Origin of the sequence: Actinocrinis puniceicyclus (assembly GCF_018283645.1) — a bacterium.
Lineage (GTDB): Bacteria > Actinomycetota > Actinomycetes > Streptomycetales > Catenulisporaceae > Actinocrinis > Actinocrinis puniceicyclus.
Genome location: NZ_JAGSXH010000055.1, coordinates 22294 through 39362, shown reverse-complemented (window position 1 = coordinate 39362; position 17069 = coordinate 22294). Strand labels below are relative to the sequence as shown.

General features: G+C 72.0%; 16 protein-coding genes. 14 read left to right on the top strand and 2 right to left on the bottom strand.

The window, feature by feature from the left end; all coding sequences use genetic code 11:
• The first annotated feature begins 107 nt into the window (after positions 1 to 107).
• The 13 genes from redW to KGA66_RS16365 all read left to right on the top strand — a co-directional run bounded on the left by redW (position 108) and on the right by KGA66_RS16365 (position 13004).
• Complete coding sequence (gene redW / locus KGA66_RS16425; protein ID WP_211469006.1) at positions 108 to 1316, top strand: L-prolyl-[peptidyl-carrier protein] dehydrogenase; 1209 nt, start codon at positions 108 to 110, stop codon at positions 1314 to 1316.
• Between the two features lie 19 nt (positions 1317 to 1335).
• Positions 1336 to 1653, top strand: coding sequence for a RedY/HapK family protein (locus tag KGA66_RS16420; protein WP_211469005.1), 318 nt, complete (start codon positions 1336 to 1338; stop codon positions 1651 to 1653).
• 554 nt (positions 1654 to 2207) lie between these two features.
• Positions 2208 to 2939 (top strand): AfsR/SARP family transcriptional regulator, encoded by a 732-nt coding sequence (locus KGA66_RS16415; protein ID WP_211469004.1) that lies wholly within the window; start codon positions 2208 to 2210, stop codon positions 2937 to 2939.
• Between the two features lie 596 nt (positions 2940 to 3535).
• On the top strand, positions 3536 to 4537 hold the full coding sequence (locus KGA66_RS16410; protein ID WP_211469003.1) for a beta-ketoacyl-ACP synthase III: 1002 nt from the start codon (positions 3536 to 3538) through the stop codon (positions 4535 to 4537).
• A 37-nt stretch (positions 4538 to 4574) separates the two neighbouring features.
• Positions 4575 to 4820, top strand: coding sequence for an acyl carrier protein (locus KGA66_RS16405; RefSeq protein WP_211469002.1), 246 nt, complete (start codon positions 4575 to 4577; stop codon positions 4818 to 4820).
• Positions 4817 to 6034, top strand: coding sequence for a beta-ketoacyl-[acyl-carrier-protein] synthase family protein (locus KGA66_RS16400; RefSeq protein WP_211469001.1), 1218 nt, complete (start codon positions 4817 to 4819; stop codon positions 6032 to 6034). Before KGA66_RS16405 ends, KGA66_RS16400 begins: the two co-directional genes overlap by 4 nt.
• A 37-nt stretch (positions 6035 to 6071) precedes the next feature.
• Positions 6072 to 6335 carry a DUF6041 domain-containing protein gene (locus KGA66_RS16395; RefSeq protein ID WP_211469000.1) on the top strand — a complete coding sequence of 88 codons (264 nt, stop codon included), beginning with the start codon at positions 6072 to 6074 and terminating at the stop codon, positions 6333 to 6335.
• 10 nt (positions 6336 to 6345) lie between these two features.
• Positions 6346 to 7236 (top strand): DUF6206 family protein, encoded by an 891-nt coding sequence (locus KGA66_RS16390; RefSeq protein ID WP_211468999.1) that lies wholly within the window; start codon positions 6346 to 6348, stop codon positions 7234 to 7236.
• A complete protein-coding gene (locus KGA66_RS16385) occupies positions 7233 to 7994 on the top strand; it encodes a 4'-phosphopantetheinyl transferase family protein (protein ID WP_211468998.1) in 762 nt (253 codons plus the stop codon). The genes KGA66_RS16390 and KGA66_RS16385 overlap by 4 nt, the downstream gene beginning before the upstream one ends.
• A gap of 65 nt (positions 7995 to 8059) precedes the next feature.
• Positions 8060 to 9244, top strand: coding sequence for a nitroreductase family protein (locus KGA66_RS16380; RefSeq protein WP_211468997.1), 1185 nt, complete (start codon positions 8060 to 8062; stop codon positions 9242 to 9244).
• Positions 9245 to 9318: 74 nt separating this feature from the next.
• Entirely contained in the window at positions 9319 to 9948 is a 630-nt protein-coding gene (locus KGA66_RS16375; RefSeq protein ID WP_211468996.1) for a TetR/AcrR family transcriptional regulator, read from the top strand.
• Positions 9945 to 12218: an MMPL family transporter gene (locus KGA66_RS16370; RefSeq protein WP_211468995.1), complete on the top strand. Its 2274-nt coding sequence runs from the start codon at positions 9945 to 9947 to the stop codon at positions 12216 to 12218. The genes KGA66_RS16375 and KGA66_RS16370 overlap by 4 nt, the downstream gene beginning before the upstream one ends.
• 141 nt (positions 12219 to 12359) lie before the next feature.
• Complete coding sequence (locus tag KGA66_RS16365) at positions 12360 to 13004, top strand: maleylpyruvate isomerase family mycothiol-dependent enzyme (RefSeq protein WP_211468994.1); 645 nt, start codon at positions 12360 to 12362, stop codon at positions 13002 to 13004.
• 15 nt (positions 13005 to 13019) lie between these two features.
• On the opposite strand, the gene KGA66_RS16360 is transcribed toward KGA66_RS16365, so the two are convergent.
• Positions 13020 to 13646, bottom strand: coding sequence for a nitroreductase family deazaflavin-dependent oxidoreductase (locus KGA66_RS16360; RefSeq protein WP_211468993.1), 627 nt, complete (start codon positions 13644 to 13646; stop codon positions 13020 to 13022).
• Positions 13647 to 13723: 77 nt separating this feature from the next.
• Positions 13724 to 15478, bottom strand: a complete 1755-nt coding sequence (locus KGA66_RS16355; protein WP_211468992.1) for a chloride channel protein — start codon at positions 15476 to 15478, stop codon at positions 13724 to 13726.
• A gap of 190 nt (positions 15479 to 15668) precedes the next feature.
• Between KGA66_RS16355 and KGA66_RS16350 the strand changes: the two genes are divergently transcribed.
• Entirely contained in the window at positions 15669 to 16166 is a 498-nt protein-coding gene (locus KGA66_RS16350; RefSeq protein WP_211468991.1) for a MarR family winged helix-turn-helix transcriptional regulator, read from the top strand.
• Positions 16167 to 17069: the final 903 nt, after the last annotated feature.

Below are 17069 nucleotides of genomic sequence, written 5' to 3'. Positions count from 1 at the left end.
CCCTGGCCCGGCCCGCCCGGCCGCCCGCGCCGCGCCGCGGTCAGCAGCTTCGGCACCGGCGGGATCAACTACCACCTGCTGATCGAAGAACACGGAGGCGCCCGCCTGTGACCACCGCACCCGCCGAAGCTCCAGAATCAGAGCCATTACAATCCGATGCCGTCCACAGCGATGCGGACGTCGCCGAGTACTGCCGCAGCGTCAGCGCCTTCGCCGAGCACCGGCTCGGCGGCGAAGACGGCGCCGGGCAACAGGATTTCCGCCGCCGCTGGGCGCTGACCGGCCGGCAGGGCGTGCTCGGCGCCAGCGTGCCGGCGCAGTACGGCGGCGGGGGCCTCGGCGCCCGCGCGACCGCCGCGGTGATGGAGGCGTTCGGACACGGCTGCAGGGACACCGGATTCGCGTTCTCCTGCGCCGCGCACCTGTTCGCGTGCCTGATGCCGATCGTGCACTTCGGCTCCGCGGAGCAGAAGCGCCGGTGGCTGCCCGCGCTGTGTTCGGGGGAGCGGATCGCCGCGCACGCGGTCACCGAACCCGGGGCCGGCTCGGACGCGCTGCATCTGGCCACCCGGGCGGAGCGCCGCGGCGGGCATTACGTGCTCTCCGGCTCCAAGTGCTTCACCACGAACGCGCCCGTCGCGGACGTACTGGTGATCCAGGCCGCCACCCGAACCGGGGGCGGCTTCTTCGGTCTGAGCTCCTTCGTCGTCGACGCGGACACGCCGGGCCTGAAGGTCGGCCGGCCGTACGGCAAGGTCGGGCTGCACGGCTCGCCGATCGCCGACGTCTACCTGGACGAGTGCGCGGTGCCCGCCGAGAACCTGCTGGGCCCCGAAGGCGGCGGAGCCGGGGTCTTCTCGCTCTCGATGCGCTGGGAACGCACCTGCCTGTTCGCGATCTATCTCGGCGCGATGCAGCGCGTGCTGGACTCGACCGTGCGCTACGCCGGGCAGCGCGAGCAGTTCGGCGTGTCGATCGGCACCTTCCAAGCCGTCAGCCACCGGATCGTGGACATGACCCTGCGCCTGCGCGGCGCGCGCCTGCTGCTGCACGAGGCGGCACGCGGGCTCGACGCGGGGGAGGAGGACGAGATCGCCCCGGCGCTGGCGAAGCTCGCGGTCAGCGAGGCCGCGGTCCAACTCGGGCTCGACGCGGTCCAGGTACGCGGGGCGCTCGGCGTGCTCGACGGCGAGGCCGAGACACTGCTGCGCGACGCCCTTCCGGCGCGGATCTTCTCCGGCACCAACGAGATCCAGCGCAACAACGTCGCCCGCGCGCTCGGCCTGAACACCCGTCAAGCGGCCCGCCGCGGCTGACCGACCAGGAGGAGAACCGGTGGACGTCATCATTCACAGCATCCGGCTGCGGCCCGGGATCGAGCCCGAGCGCTTCGAACGCTGGGTGCGCGAGTGCGACTACGCATCCTGTCCGCAGCTGCCCAGCGTCGTCTCGTTCAGCGTGCAACGCGTCTCGGACGGTGATCGCGCGGCGGCCGACTACTTCGAGATCATCACGGTGCGCGACCGCGACGCCTTCGCGCTCGACATGAAGAGCGCGGCTTTCGGCGCGCTGGTGGACGCCTTCGACCAGATGGCCGTGGTCGTCGACGAGCGCGCCGGAATCCGCATCGAGCCCGGCTACGCCGCGGGCTGAGCGGAACGCGGGCGGCACCGCTTCCCGCGTCGGGCCGACGGCCCAGCCGGCCTGTGAAGGCTTCCCCGGTTATCCTGGCGCGCCGGCGTCGGGGTTTATCACGGTGTGCGCGCGGCGAACACTTCTTAGATGGCTTTTATTTACCGAGAACGCATACCGCAGGTCATGGCCTGAACCAGTTTATATAATGGATCTCATGATACGAAATCCGTAGCGCGCCCAGGCCCTGGTGCGCGCTACGACTCGTGCGGGGCGCTTGAAGCTGCGCAAACAGTGCACACCGACCGGTCGGAATTTCTTGTTTACTTTTCTATCATCCGCCACTCTTGACACTACTATTGCAGCGTGCAAGAGTTCGATCTGTGCCTCGGTCGAGGACAACGGGGAAAGACGAGTTTACCGTTGTGTTATTTCGGCCAATGCCGAAGGTTCGACCATCTTGAAAGGGAAAACGACTCTATTTGGGGAGCCTCGTGTACGTCGACATACTCGGGACAGTCGCTGTCACGGCAGGTGGGAATTCCCGCGGCATCAGAGCCGGCAAGGTCCGCGCCATGCTCGCCACGCTCGCCCTGGAGGCGGGCCGCGCGATCTCGCATGTGGACCTGGCCGACGAACTGTGGTCCGATCAACCCCTGGGCAACGTGCGCAACGCGCTGCAGGCCCAGGCCACCCGGGTGCGCCGGGTCCTCGACGGCAAGACCGGCCAGGGGCCCGCGGAGACGGTGCTGCGCGCGGTCGGCAACGGTTATCTGCTCGACATCGCTCCGGACCGTGTGGACGGCACCCGGTTCCTCGAGCTGGCGGCACGCGGCACCGCGCTGCTGCACGACTATCCGGACCGGGCGCTGTCGCACCTCAAGCAGGCCCTTGAGCTGTGGCGCGGCCCGGCGCTGCTGGACGCCGGCGACGGGCTGCGCTGCCGCAGCGCCGCCGCGCTGTTCGACGAGCGGCGGCTGACGGTCTGGGAGGACATCGTCAGCGCCCGCCTGGCCGTCGGCGACAACCGGCAGGCCATCGCGGACCTGAGCCAACTGGTCGCGCACCACCCGCTGCACGAGCGCTTCTACGAACAACTCATGCTCGCGCTCTACCGGGTCGGCCGGCACAGCGACGCGCTGGACCTGTTCCACCGGCTGCGCGGCCGGCTGGACGAGCAACTCGGCCTGGAACCGAGCGACCGGCTCAAGCACCGCTACTGCGACATCCTGTGCCAGGACTCCCGGCTCGACGAGCCGACCGCCATCTGGGCGCAGCGGCACGCATTCCGCGTCGCGGTGCAATAGCCGCGCCAAACCCCCGGAAGACCGAAACAACCGACTGCCCGCGGCGCCACACGGCGCGCGCGGGCTTTTCCATTCGCGCCACCTGATTCGCGCCGCCTTCCTCGTGTGAACTGCCTCGTGTGAACTGCCTCGCGCGGACTGCCGAGTACAACCCACCGCGCCGGACGAACACCGCGCCGGACGAACACCGCGAGGCCGTTCCCGCGCCTCGCCGTATGCCGCGCCCATTCCCATCCTCCGGTGTCTCGGGACGAGCGATGGATTATTCGGGTATCCCGGGCATTTCGCGGAACGGAATAAGTCTGTCTTTTGGTGCGCAAGCTCTCTTTCGGCTGATTGCCGACCAATATGACTTTGGTGTCGTTTTCACCGTTTCGTGTATCACCGGGCCGGCCGGTTCCGGCGCCGCCGCCGGCCGCCGCCGGTGCCGACCCGCCGCTGACCGGCCTTTGATACGCCGGGTGCCGCGGCCATGGTCAGCCATCGGTCAGCGCTCGGTCAGCACGCGGAAACACACTGGTCGCCGCACCCCCCACCGCATCGAGGAGCCGTCACGTGGCCAGACCCCGCCGCGCCCGTCCGCCGGGCGCCGCCCAGTGACCCGGGCCGCAGTCGTGGCCGGACTGGGCTGCGCGCTGCCCGACCGCGTGGTGACCAACGCGGAACTCGCCGCGCTCAACGGCAGCTCCGACGAGTGGATCCGCACCCGCACCGGCATCCGGCAGCGCCGCTTCGCCGCGCCCGGCACCGCCACCTCCGATCTCGCCGTCGAGGCCGGCCGCGCCGCGCTCAAGTCCTCAGGACAGGGCGGCGCCGACGCCGTCGTGGTCGCCACCACGACGCCCGACCGGCCCTGCCCGGCCACCGCGCCGCTGGTGGCCTGCCGTCTCGGGCTGTCCGGCGCCGCGGCCTTCGACGTGGGCGCCGTGTGCACCGGCTTCATCTATGCTCTCGCCGCCGCCGCGGGCCTGATCGCCGCCGAACTGGCCGACCGGGTCCTGGTGATCGGCGCGGACACCTTCTCCAGCATCCTCAACCCGCGCGACCGCGCCACCTTCGCAGTGTTCGGCGACGGCGCCGGCGCGGTGCTGCTGCGGGCCGGCCGCGGCGGCGAGCCCGGCGCGCTGGAGGCGTTCGACCTCGGCAGCGACGGAGACGGCAGAGACCTGATCACGGTGCGCGCCGGCGGTTCGCAGCAGCGGCTCCGCGACGAGCCGGGCGATCCGGACGACCAGTACTTCACCATGGCGGGCCGCGAGGTGTTCAAGCACGCCGTGCAGCGGATGGAACGCTCCGTGCGCACGACGCTGGAACGCACCGGCTGGCAGCACACCGACCTGGACCGCCTGGTGTGCCACCAGGCCAACCAGCGCATCCTCGACCGGCTCGCCGACCTGCTCGGCCTGGCCCCCGGCCGCACCGTGAGCAACATCTCCCACGTCGGCAACACCGCCGCGGCCTCGATCCCGCTGGCGCTGCACCAGGCGAGCGCCGACGGCGACCTGCGCGCCGGCCACCGGGTCCTGCTCACCGCCTTCGGCGGCGGACTGACCTGGGGTTCGGTCACCCTGACCTGGCCCGATATCACAGCGGCCTGATACTTCTCACCCGACCTCACGGACTAAGGAGCGCCCGATGGCTAACTCGTACGACGCCTTGGTGGACCTGCTGGTGCACCGGTTCGACGTCGATCCGGCGAAGATCACGCCGCAGGCCACCTTCGAGGACCTGGAGATCGACTCGCTGTTCATGGTCGAGCTGCTGCTCGTGGTGCAGGCGGAGCTCGGCGTGGAGCTGAGCGACGACGCCGCCACCCCGCGCGACACCATCGCCAAGGCGGCCGAGCTGATCAGCGCGCACGCCGCCGCCGCGGCCTCATGACCGCGGTCGCGGTCACGGGGCTGGGCCTGGTCACCGCGGCCGGCATCGGCGCGCAGGCCACCTGGGACGGGGTCTGCGCGGGCCGCTGCGCCGCGCGCACCGACCCGCAGCTGGCCGGCCTGCCGGTGGACTTCTCCTGCACCGTGCCCGGGTTCGACCCCGTCGCTCATGTCGGTGGTCGCAGCAGGCTGATCCATGACCGCTTCGTGCAGCTCGCCCTGACCGCGGCCCGCGAGGCGCTCGCCGACGCCGGGCTCGACCCGGCCGGCTGGGACGGCGCCCGCGTCGGCGTCGTGATCGGCTGCGGCCTGGGCGGAGTGGCCACCTGGGAGCGCCAGCAGCGGGTCATGCGCGAGAACGGGCCGGGCGCGGTCTCCGCGCTGCTGATCCCGATGCTGGTGCCGAACATGGTCGCCGGGAACGTGGCGATCGACGTGAAGGCCACCGGTCCGAACCTGGTCACCGCCACCGCCTGCGCATCCGGGGCTACCGCGCTCGGCACCGCGCGCGATCTGCTGCTGGCAGGACGCTGCGACGTGGTGCTGGCCGGCGGCAGCGAGGCGGGGGTCAGCCCCCTGATCGTCACCGGTTTCGCGCAGATGGGCGCCCTCTCCCGCCGCCGGGACGATCCGGCCGCGGCCAGCCGCCCGTTCGACGCCGACCGCGACGGCTTCGTCATCGGCGAGGGCAGCGCGATCCTGGTGCTGGAGCGCGAGGAGGCGGCGCGCGCCCGCGGCGCCCGGATCCGCGCGCGCTTCGCGGGCTACGGCGCCAGCGCGGACGCGCACCACATCACCGCGCCCGACCCACAGGCCGCGGGAGTCCTGCGGGCCACCCGGCAGGCGCTGTGCGAAGCCGACCTCGCCCCCGAGGACATCGACCACGTCAACGCGCACGGCACCGCGACGCCGCTCAACGACGCGGTCGAGGCCGGTGCGCTGGCCGCCGTGTTCGGCACCGGCCCCGCCGTCACCTCCACCAAGGGGGTGCTCGGCCACACACTCGGCGCCGCCGGGGCGATCGAGGCCGCGCTCAGCGTCCTGGCGCTGGAGCACGGCCTGGTCCCGCCGACCGCCAACCTCGAAAACCAGGACCCGAAGATCGAGCTCGACGTCGTCGCCGGCGCGGCGCGGCGCGGTCCGCTGCGCGCGGCCGTGAGCAACTCCTTCGGGTTCGGCGGCCAGAACGCCGTGCTCGTCTTCACCGCAGCCTGACCCGACCACCGCAATCCCACTCAGCGAGGAGCTCACCATGGTCCAGCGCACCGCCCTGTTGCAGCGCGTCTCCGGCGCCCTCTACGTGATCAACGGCATCGCCAAGTTCCTGCCGCAGCCCGACGCCGTCGAGCAGCGCCTCGCCGACCTGCCCGCCGGCGCCGCGTCCGCGGCACGCCGTCCGTCGCGCGGCCTGTTGCTGCTGACCCTCGCCGCGCTGACCGGGCTGCTGTTCTACCGCCGCCCCTGGGCGCGCGGACAGGCCGCGTTCGACGCGTCCGCCGACCTCGGCCAGGACTAGGTCCCGCGCCATGTCGTTTCCGCTGCCGAACCACGAGCTGTACGCCCTGGAAGACCGGGTGCAGGCGGCGCTGCGCTCCGCGGACGACAGCGCGCTCGACGTCCTCGGCTACGGCGAGGTCACCCTGGTGCTCAAGCTGACCACGTCTCAGGGATCTTATGCCTGCAAGCGGCTGCCGGTGTTCCCCACCGCGGACCGCTACGAACGCTACAAGCACACACTGACCGATTACCTCGACCGGCTTGAGCGCTCGGGCATCCGGGCCGCGCACACCCGGCTGTGGCAGCGCAAGGCGGCGGACGGGCGGATCGTCGCGTACTGCGTCCAGGAGGCGCTGCCCGCGGACCGGCTGTGCTCGCGGCTGCTGCACACCGAGCCGCAGTCCTGGGCCGTGGACTTCTTCAAGCGCTTCCTCGACCACGTCGACCGCGCGGTCACGCCCTCCTTCGGCCTCGACGCCCAGGCGGCCAACTGGATCGACCAGGACGGCGAGCTGACCTACCTGGACGTGACCACGCCGCTGCTGCGCGACGCGCGCGGACGCGAACAGCTGGACGTGCCGCTGTTCCTCACCTCCCTGCCGTGGGTGCTGCGCGACGCCGTGCGGCTGACCATGAGCAAGTCGATCTTCGACAAGTTCTACTCGACCCGCGGCGTCCTGCTCGACTTCCTCGGCAACCTGCACAAGGAGCGGCTCGACGCGCTGATCCCGGCCTTCCTGGAGCTGGCCAACGCCCGGCTGCGCGAGCCGATCACCGCGGAGCAGGTCTCCGCCTACTACCGCGGCGACGCGCGCATGTGGGAGCTGATCCAGCAGCTGCGCAAGGCCGACCGCTTCTGGCATCGCAGCGTGCTTCGACGTCCGTATCCGTTCCTGCTTCCGCCGGACATCGCGCGGTGACCGGGCGGCCGGATCGCGAAGCCACCTGCGCCGCCCTGGCGCGCGGGCTGGTGCTCGATCCCGCGCGTCCGCTGCACCTGTGCCATGCCCCGGGGCCGCTGACCGTGGCGGTCGTCTCGATCGCCTGGCTCGGCGCTCTGCGCGACGCGGCGCGCACCGCGCTCGAACGCCGCGAGTTGCACCCGCGGGAAGCCGAATACGCGGCCACGCTGTGGCTGCGCAAACGCCGGCTGGAATGGGTCGCGGGCCGCGTCGCGGCGTCCCGCGCGGTGCGCGCCCACCAGCACCGGCAACACGGCCGCGAGCCCGGCCCGCGCAGCATCAGGGTCGCCCAGGTGCGCGCCGGGCCGCGGGCGGGCAGACCCGCGGTCAACGCCCCGGTGCGCATCGGCCTGTCACACTCCGGCGAGTTCGCCGTCGCGGCCTGCGGTCCCCGGCCGCTGGGCATCGACCTGGAACGCACCCGGCCGCTGCCGCCGCCGCTGCTCGACCTGCTGGCCTGCGACGGCCGCGTGGCGCACCGGATGAACCCGGCGTTGCACTGGGCGTGCAAGGAGGCCGTGCTCAAGCGGTTCGGCCTCGGCCTGCGCATGGACCCGCGGCAGGTCACCCTCACCGGTTGGCGGCCCGACGGCCGCTTCTCCTGGGCCGCCGGCCCCGACCTGCGCCGGCGCGAACCCGAGGCGTACGACGCCCAGCGGCTGGCCGGCTGGGCGCGCGACGTCGACGGCTACGCGCTGGCCCTCGTATGGAAGTAGCGTGACACGTGCGGACCGTCCCGCCGACTCGTGATGAGTCCTCTGATACTTCGGCACCACGCACGGTGCCGTTCCCCGACGCACTGCGCGAAGCGACCCGGATCGCGGCGCTGAGCCCCTCGTCGCACAACTGCCAGCCCTGGGCGCTCGCGCACCTGGCCGGCCCGCAGGCCCGCCGCGCCGCCGCGCGGGTTCTGCGCGAGGAGAGCGCGGCCGGCGAGCAGCGGTACCTGGCGCTCGCCCTCGACCGGGACCGGCAGCTGTCCGCGCTGCCGGCGCACCGCCTTGAGATGCTGCTCAGCTGCGGACTGTACGGACAGCTGCTGGTGCGGGCCCTGGCCGCGCAGGGCTGGATCCTTGCACAGGACACCTTTCTCCCCCCGCACGAGCCGGGCGGCGACGCGCATGACGCGTCGCCTCTGCACCCGGACTGGCCGCGGCACTGGACCGCGCTCAGCGTCCTGAAATTCGTACCCGACTCGCTTCCAGGCGCCCCCGGCCGCGGGAACACCTCCGAGAGCGTCGCCGAACTGCGGGCGACCGCGCAGGCCCGGCGCACCAACCGGGCGCCGTACCGGCGGGAACCGCTGGAGCGGACCGTGCTCGCCGCTCTCGCCGGCACCGGCACCGGCACCGGCACGGCGCTGAGCACCGGCGCGGGCGTGCACGTTCGCCATCTGAGCAGCCCGTGGGAGCGCAAGCGCTTCGCCGGCCTGATCCGGCGGCACGGCGGCCGCGACTTCAGCGACCTGGACGCCTGGCGCGAGACCCACTCCTACATCCGTTCGGCGCAGCAGTCCGCCGAACTCGGCGACGGCTTCACGTTCGCGCAGCTGTTCGGTCCGCTGCCGCCGCCGCGCCGCCGGCTGATGCAGTTCGCCCTGGCTCCGGGAACGATGCGTACCCTGCGACACCTCGGATACCCGCGGTTGCTCGCCGGGCAGCTGGCGGCGATCGCCGAGGCCACCCCGACCATCAGCGTCCTGACCCTCCCGTCGGACCGGCCGACCGCCGCGCAGGTCCTGCGCGCGGGCGCTTACCTGACCGACTACTGGCTAAGCGCCACCCGCGCCGATCTCGTGTTGCATCCACTCAGCATCCTGATCCAACACGACGACGCGCGGGAGGGTCTCGAAGCGGCGTTCGCCCTGCCGGGCCGCGCGTTCTTCGCCGCCCGCCTCGGCCGTCCGACCGCGGACTTCCCCCGAACCGCCCGGCGGGAGTCGTCGGCCGGTCACAGGGAACTGTAAGGTCGCGGAAAAATCCTTGCACAATGCAGCGAAAAAGCCTTGCACGGTGCAATGATCAGAGTACGATTGGCCGCATGGACAACCCGAGCACTCGCCGCAACCGCCCAGGTCGAAGACCGTCCACGGCGGAGCAGGGGGTTGCGACCCGCCGGGCACTACTGGACGCCGCAGCCGCCCTGGTCGCCGAGAGCGGCTGGTGCGCGGTCACCACCCGTGCCATCGCGGCCCGCGCCGGGGTGCCGCACGGCGCCGTGAGCTACCACTTCGCGGGCAAGGAGGAACTACTGCGCGAGGCGGCACTGGCCGCCACCCGGCAGGCGCTGGCCGCGCCCGCGGCCTTCGCCACGCAGGCCGGCAGCGTCGCCGAACTGCTGGAAGGCACCTTCGCCTGGTACGCCGCGGGCGGGCTGGCCGATCCCGCGGTCGCACAACTGCTCGAAACGGCCCGGCAGGCCGCGCGCGACCCACTGCTACGCGCCCCTATCGCCGCCGAACTGCACGACTATCGCAAGGCACTGGCAGACCTGGTCCGCCGCGACCAGCAGCGCGGCGCGCTGGCGGCCGGCGTTCCCGCCGACGGTGTCGCCGCCGCGATCGCCGCCCTGCTGGACGGCCTGATCCTGCACCTCGTCCTCGACCCCGACCTCGACACCCAGCCGGCCGCAGCCGCCGTGCTGGGCCTGCTGGCAGGAGAACCACGATGAGCGCACACCAATGGGGCGTCAGAATGGCGCACCACCGCAAGGCGGTCCTGATCGCCTGGCTGGCGATCCTGGTCGCGTGCATGGCCGGCTTCCCGGTCCTGCAGTCGCACCTGGGCGGGCCGAACTACGGCGTGAACGGCTCCCAGTCCGCACAGGTCGGCACGCTGCTCCAGCGCCACTTCGCCGGCGAAGGGGCCGAACAGGACGTCATCGTCTTCAACAGCCCCGGCGACATCACCGACACCGCCGGGCGGGCGGCCGTCGACAAGGTGCTGGCCGCCGCGCACGGCCAGACCGGTGTCGCGGGAGTGCTCAGCCCCTTCGACCCCAAGGCCCACGACCAGGTCTCCGCGGACCACCACGCCGCGCTCGCGCTGATCGGCCTCGACGGCAGCCCCAGCCAGCTGACCTCGCGCTCCGGCAAGGTGCAGAACGCCGTGCAGGACGCGGTGAAGAACGACGCCGGCGGAGTGCAGGCGTACCTGACCGGCTACTCGCCGATCACGAACGACCTGACCGCGGTCGAGAACGCCGACTCCGAACACGCCGAGTCCATCGGCATGCCGATCGCGCTGGCGGTGCTGCTGTTCGCCCTCGGCGCCGTGGTCGCCGCCCTGCTGCCGCTGCTGCTGGCCATGGCCGGGCTGGTGCTGGCCTTCGGCATCGTCACCCTGCTGACCCTCGCCTTCAACTTCGACGCCTTCCTGGTGACCATCATCACGATGATCGGCACCGGCATCGGAATCGACTACGCCCTGTTCATCGTCAGCCGCTTCCGCGAGGAACTGGCCCGGCGCGGGGTGACCGGCAAGGGCGGCGGCCCGCAGCACCGCGCCCAGGCCGACCAGATCGCCGAGGCGGCCGGCTCCGCGATGGCCACCTCCGGTCGCACGGTGCTGTTCTCCGGCGTCGTGGTCGCGATCTCGATGTGCTCGCTGTTCATCGTGAACTCCTCGGTCTTCCAGGAGATCTCCGTCGCCGTGCTGATCGTGGTCGTCAGTACCCTGGCTGCCGCGTGGACGCTGCTGCCCGCGGTGCTCGTCATGCTCGGCGCCCGGGTCAACCGCGGCTCGCTGCCGCGCCGCTTCCAGCCGGCCGACATCCAGCCGGGTGCCTTGGAGAACAGCGGCGGCTGGGCGCGCTGGGCGCACACGATCATGCGCCACCCGGTCACCGCCGGCGTCGCGGCCGTCGCGGTCCTCGTGCTGGCCGCCCTGCCGGTGGGCGACATGCATTACGGCATCGACCTTGGCACCGCCTCGCTGACCGGCAAGCCCTCCGCCAAGGCTCAGCAGGTGCTGGAGCACTCCTTCGGTCCCGGCGTCGTCTCGCCGGTGCAGATGATCGTCACCGGGCCGGGCGACACCCCGCTCTCGCCCAGCGGCCTCCAGCAGGCGCAGCAGCTCGCCACGACCGTCGGCCAGGACAAGCGCGTCAGCGCCGTGGACACCCAGCAGGTGGGCGGGCGGGTCCTGATCGACGCGGTGCCGTCGGTGCCGATCGACTCCTCGGCCGCCACCGACCTGGTCCGGCATCTGCGTGACGAGGTGATCCCGCAGACCACCGCGCACACCGGCACGGTCGCGCTGGTGGGCGGGGCGACCGCGGTCTTCCTCGACCTGACCCACGAGACCAACGCGAAGGTCCCGTACATCCTGCTGCTCGTGCTCGGACTCTCGCTGCTGTTCCTGCTCGTGGTCTTCCGCAGCGTCGTGCTGCCGGTCAAGGCGGTCGCGATGAACCTGCTGGCGACCGCCGCCGCCATGGGCTTGACCGTCGCGGTCTTCCAGTGGGGCCACGGCTCCGGGCTGCTGGGCTTCACGAGCGTCGGCTTCCTCCAGGTCTACCTGCCGATCAGCGTGTTCGTGATGCTGTTCGGCCTGTCGATGGACTACGAGGTCTTCCTCATCCGCCGCATGCAGGAGGTGTGGCAGCAGACCCGTGACAACGCCACCGCGGTGGCCACGGGCATCGAGCACACCGCCCGGCCGATCGCAGCCGCCGCGGCCATCATGGTCGCCGTCTTCGGCAGCTTCATGATCGCGAACGTGCTTGAGCTCAAGCAGTTCGGCCTGGCGCTCTCGGCCGCGATCGCCCTGGACGCCACGCTGATCCGGCTGGTGCTCGTGCCGGCGCTGATGCGGCTGCTGGGCGGCTGGAACTGGTGGCTGCCCTCCGGCCTGGCCCGGCTGCTGCCCGGCGGCGCGGCCGCGAACCCGGTCCGGCCGCCCGAGCCGGCCCGCGAGTCCGTCGGCCCCGACCACCGGTAGCCGACAGCAGCGTGGGACATGAGCTCGGCGTCGTACGGGCCGGATCTTTCCGGCCCGTACGGCTGTCCGGGGACCGCCGCAGTCAGCCGGCAGTCAGCCGGTGGTCAGCGATAGATCAGCGCCTCGTGCGACCGTCACTGCGTGGACGTCTTCGAGATGGTCGCCGACGAACGGCGCGCACTGGCGGATGTGCTTGACGAGCTGCGCTCGGCGCAGCTGAGCGCGCCGAGCCTGTGCCACCGCTGGCGTGTGCACGATGTGGCGGCGCACGTCGTGATGGTGCTTCAGGTCAAACCCGCGGAGTTCCTGCGCACCCTGATGCTCGCGCGCGGCAGCTTCGACCGCGCCAACGACAAGCTCACCGCCCGCTGGGCGGCCAATCCGTCCGCGCGGCTCGCCGCCGACCTGCGGCGGCTGGCCGACTCCCGCTTCACCCCGCCGGGTCAGGGGCCTGAGGCGCCGCTGACCGACCTGCTGGTACACCATCTGGACATCCGCCGGCCGCTCGGCATCAAGCGGGACACGCCGCCGGAGCGTCTGGGCATCGCGCTGCGGTTCCTCGTCGCGTTCAAGATTCCGCCCGGCGCCCCGGGCCCCACGCTCGTGCCGCGCGGCTGCCTCGACGGGCTGCGCCTCGAAGCCGACGACCTCGACTTCGGCTGGGGGCGCGGCGCCCTGGTCCTGGGCAGCGCCGAGGACCTCATGCTCGCCGTCACCGGACGCGGCGAGGGCGTGCGCCACCTGCGCGGAGGCGGCGCCGCGACCCTCGCACGCCGCCTGCGGTGACGGCGCCTGACGGCGCTACGAACGCGCGTCTTCGCCCTGCGCCGGTTCGTCGCCGCGCGCGGGTTCGTCCTCCTGCGCCGGGCGGAAACCGATCATCGGCACCTGGTGCACCAGCCGCCGCCGCGCGCCCGGGGAGGAGTCGTAATCCCAGCCGACCAGCCATGTCAGCGCGCGCCTCACGGCGGGCGCGGCCAGCGGGTGGTCGTGCTCGTAGCGGGTGAGCACGTCGGCGGCCTCCTGCTCGCCGAGCACCCGGTAGACCGGTGCGTAGCGGCGCCGGCCGATCGCGACCTCGACCGCGCCGCCCGCCCGCAGGTTGCGGTACCAGTCGGCGCGCTCGCCGAGACCGGCCATGACGTACACCTCGTCACGCGACGGGTCGGTGGCGACCACCTCGAGCATGGTCCGGTACCGTCGGCCCGACCGGCGCCCGAGGTGCGTCAGGCGGATGAAGCGGTGGTCGAGCAGCCATCCGGCGTGCAGGTCGTACAGCCGGCCGGGCGCTCTGAGCAGCGCGCGTGCGACCGGCCCCGGCCTCTTGTGCACGCTCTTGTCGGGGGATCCGTTGTCCACGGATCCCTTGTCGGCGCGGTTCTCTTCAGCGGATCCCTCTTCGGTGGATCCCTTTGCGGCGTCGGCCATCGGTTCGCTTCTCCTCCGTGTGCACTGCGATTTCGAGAACGTTGAAAGGCGGTATGCGCACTACCCGCCCGCCCGGCTCAGGACACCGTCCGCGTGACGGCATGGGCCTTGTGGACGGCTGCGAGCAGGCTTTGGTGGGTGATCCAGCCGGCGAGCCGCAGGCCGCTCTCGTCCAGGACGGGCAGCCCGGACTGCTCGGCGGCCACCAGGGCGTCCAGCGCCTCGTGCAGCGGGGTTTCCAGCGTCACGACGTGCGGCAGGAAAATCAGTTCCCGTACCGGGATGTCGGCGGTCATGTCGGCCCGGCGTTCGTCGGTGAGCGTTCCGGCGGCGGCTTGAGCGGTCAGCACGCCCATGTATTCGCCGTCGGATCCGACCACGGGCAGTGCGCCGTGGCGAGCCCGGGAGAGCCGGTCCTCGGCCTTGTGGAGCGGTGTGTCCTCGGGCAACGGCGTGGGCGCCGGTTCCATCACGTCGCGCAGGGTGCGGCCGGGCAGCAGGGCGGCGGGAACGGGCGCGTCCAGGTCGATGCCGCGGCGCCGCAGCTTGAGGGTGTAGATCGTGTCCCGGGAGATCAGGGCACTGGCACCGGTGGCCAGCGCGATGGCGGCCATCAGCGGCAGGATCACGGTGTAGTCGCCGGTCAGTTCGAACATGATGACCACGGCGGTGATCGGGGCGCGGGCGGATCCGGCGAACACCGCCCCCATGCCGATCAGGGCGTACGCGCCGGGCGGCCCGGCCAGCGCGGGCAGCAGGTGCCCTGCGGTCTGGCCGAAGGCGGATCCGAACATGGCGCCGATGAACAGTGAGGGCGCGAACACCCCGCCGCTGCCACCGATGCCGATGGTCAGGCTGGTGGCCACCATCTTGCCGAACATCAGCACCAGGACGAACACGACCGAGTAGGTCCCGTAGACGCCGTTGGCCAGCACCGGATAGCCGACGCCGTACATCTGCGGCAGGACCAGCAGCAGCGCGCCGAGCGCGAGGCCGCCGACCGCGGGGCGCGCCCACGCCGGCACCCGCGACACCGCGTCGCAGAGGTCTTCCACCGCGTACAGGACCCGCGTGAAAGCCACGCCGACCACGCCGGCCAGCAGGCCCAGCAGCGCGAAGAGGGCGTACTGGCCCAGGTGCTGGACGTGGAAGGCGGGCAGGTGCAGGAACGGGGTGTCGCCGAACGCGGTGCGGCCGATGACGCTGGCGGTCACCGAGGCCAGGGCGACCATGCCGAAGGACTGCGCGGTGAAGTCCCGCAGGATCAGCTCCATCGCGAAGAACACCCCGGCCATCGGGGCGTTGAAGGTCGCCGCGATGCCGCCGGCCGCGCCGCACGCCACCAGGATGCGCAAACGCAACTGGGCCACGCGCAGCCACATCCCGAGAGTGGAACCGAGCGCGGAGCCGATCTGCACGATCGGTCCCTCGCGCCCCACCGAGCCGCCGCCGCCGATGCACAGCGCGGACGCGAGGGATTTGACGACCGCCACCTGCGGGCCGATCCGACCGGAGCGGCGGGCCACGGCGTACATGACCTCCGGCACGCCGTGCCCGCGCGCCTCCGGGGCGAAGCGCGCCACCAGCGGACCGTAGAGCAGCCCGGCCAGCACCGGCGCGAACAGCACGAAATACCGACCGAGGAGCGCGATGTGCGGGTTGGCCGCGTGCCCTGCCGCGGAATAGTCGGCGTGCCCGGAAAGCAGCAGCGTGAACGTGCGGATCAGCCAGCGGAAGGCGATCGCGCCCGCACCCGCCCCGGCGCCGACCGTCACGGCGAGCACCGCCAGACCGCCGTTCGACTCGCGAAGCGCCGGCAGCACGCGTCGCATCGGGCTGCCGACGGCCGGCACGCCGGTCGCCGGAGCGCGCAGTGGACGTGTACCGCGGTCTTGGCGCTCCGCTCCGGTTTTCGAACGCCGAGCGCTTATAGTGTTTGGCGTTGGGTTAGGCATGGACACTCCGGCGGGCTGTAGAGCGATTGCATGGCGGGCGGCGGTGGTTCCCGGTAGAAAGGTGCGCATGCCGACATCGTGGACACCGCGCGGGGCGGTGGATCAGGACAGCGAGCGGGTGATCGGCGAACTGCTGACCGCCTCGCGCCTGCTGGTGGCGATCGCCGCTCGGTCGCTGGCGGCGGTCGAGGAGAGCCTCACGCTGCCGCAGTACCGGATGCTCGTCGTGCTCGACGCGCAGGGCCCCAGCAGCTTGGCGCGAATGGCGGAGAACCTTGACGTGAATCCGTCCACCGCCCTGCGGATGGTCGAGCGGCTGTCGGCTTCGGGCATGGTGGAGAAGATCCCGAATCCCAAGAACCGCCGCGAGGTCCGGTTGCGGCTGACGCCCTCCGGCTGGGAGGTGGTTCGGCAGGTGACCGAGAACCGCCGCAAGCAGATGGCCGCGATCGTCGAGGCGCTGGATCCGCAGGCGCGCGAGGACCTGATCACCGCGCTGCGCAAGTTCACCGAAGCCGGCGGCGAGCCACCCAACGACGTGCCGGGGTTGCCCGGCTGGCACTGACCCGCCGCGCCGCGGCCGCGGCGGAACGGGCGCTGCCTGGTCTTGCACCGTGCAACGAATCCGCCGACCGGCGCTGAGTTCACACTTCTGCATCGGTACCTCGCGTCCGTCGCGGGCCGCGCAGGAGATCGACGCACGCTCGCCCCGCGTCATGGCGGTGGTGACCGCGCGGCTGGCCCGGCAGCGGCGGTCCGGATCCTCATCGCCCGGCTCGCGCACCCCCTCTGGCTCATTGAACAGGGAAGGCGGCGGCGCGTCGCGTCTCGCCGCCCGCACCTGCTCGACTGCGCACGGGGCCACCGTGAGCTGCGATCTTGTCGTGCCGACCCGCGACGCAACGGCCGGTTCCCGCCCCTGCGTTCCTGCGGCCCGACCGACGCGGCACCCGCCGACGCACGCGCGTCGGCGGAACGCGTCACGGCCGCCGTCGATCTTCAAGCTCATGGCGTCTGCGGGACGGTGGCGCGTCCCCTCGTCCTTCCTCGCGCGCGCTGGGCTGGTGGGTCAGGCAAGTCAACTCGATGGACTTCTTATTGCACTATGCAATGATAGCGGCATCCGCGGCGTGCCGTGTCACGGCGAGGGGCAGAGCGCCGCCGGCATGACCGGGTCGAGGCCACTGACGCGCTGACTCGGCTGCTGACGCGCGAGGGCGAGGCCCTGCCGCGGGCCGCAGCCGGGACGCCCGCGAGTGATCCGCGTCCGCACGCACCCACAGCCTTTGCAGCTTCCTGAGACGTCCTAGGCGTCGCGGCTTTGCACAGGGCAACCCTGAGCCCTGACACTCACCGCGCTGACACTCACCGCGCTGACACCCCCCGAGCCGCCACCGAGCTCACGGCGGTGGCCGGTCCGCGCTGCCCGTGGTGACCAGCCGATCGGCCGGCGGCGTCCCGCGCCGGA

Excerpts from the sequence above, each read along its gene's own strand:
- KGA66_RS16415 (WP_211469004.1), top strand. The coding sequence starts at position 2,208 with ATGCTCGCCACGCTCGCCCTGGAGGCGGGCCGCGCGATCTCGCATGTG.
- KGA66_RS16405 (WP_211469002.1), top strand. The coding sequence starts at position 4,575 with ATGGCTAACTCGTACGACGCCTTGGTGGACCTGCTGGTGCACCGGTTC.
- KGA66_RS16400 (WP_211469001.1), top strand. The coding sequence starts at position 4,817 with ATGACCGCGGTCGCGGTCACGGGGCTGGGCCTGGTCACCGCGGCCGGC.
- KGA66_RS16395 (WP_211469000.1), top strand. The coding sequence starts at position 6,072 with ATGGTCCAGCGCACCGCCCTGTTGCAGCGCGTCTCCGGCGCCCTCTAC.
- KGA66_RS16390 (WP_211468999.1), top strand. The coding sequence starts at position 6,346 with ATGTCGTTTCCGCTGCCGAACCACGAGCTGTACGCCCTGGAAGACCGG.
- KGA66_RS16375 (WP_211468996.1), top strand. The coding sequence starts at position 9,319 with ATGGACAACCCGAGCACTCGCCGCAACCGCCCAGGTCGAAGACCGTCC.
- KGA66_RS16370 (WP_211468995.1), top strand. The coding sequence starts at position 9,945 with ATGAGCGCACACCAATGGGGCGTCAGAATGGCGCACCACCGCAAGGCG.
- KGA66_RS16360 (WP_211468993.1), bottom strand. The coding sequence starts at position 13,646 with ATGGCCGACGCCGCAAAGGGATCCACCGAAGAGGGATCCGCTGAAGAG.
- KGA66_RS16355 (WP_211468992.1), bottom strand. The coding sequence starts at position 15,478 with ATGCGACGCGTGCTGCCGGCGCTTCGCGAGTCGAACGGCGGTCTGGCG.
- KGA66_RS16350 (WP_211468991.1), top strand. The coding sequence starts at position 15,669 with ATGCCGACATCGTGGACACCGCGCGGGGCGGTGGATCAGGACAGCGAG.